Here is a 230-nt window from a genome sequence, read left to right as displayed (position 1 = left end):
GAGCACGGCATCGCCACCGAGGCCTGGTCGCCGCTGGGCCAGGGCAAGGGCCTGCTGGACGACCCGGTGATCGCCGAGATCGCCCGCAAGCACGGCCGCACCCCCGCCCAGGTGGTGCTGCGCTGGCACCTCCAGACGGGGAACATGGTGATCCCCAAGTCCGTCACCCCCTCCCGGATCGAGGAGAACATCGACGTGTTCTCCTTCGTCCTGGACGAGGACGACATGAC

Annotated in this window: 1 protein-coding gene; it reads left to right on the top strand. The window is 68.7% G+C overall.

Annotated features, from left to right (window positions below):
• The coding region (locus ACSNOK_RS36570) for an aldo/keto reductase (RefSeq protein WP_436784942.1) at positions 1-230 on the top strand (230 nt) is incomplete at both ends.

The organism is Streptomyces sp. URMC 126, from assembly GCF_051386555.1.
Taxonomy (GTDB): Bacteria; Actinomycetota; Actinomycetes; order Streptomycetales; family Streptomycetaceae; genus Streptomyces.
Note: the sequence above shows the minus strand (reverse complement) of the source record. Positions and strands in the feature narration are given on the sequence as shown.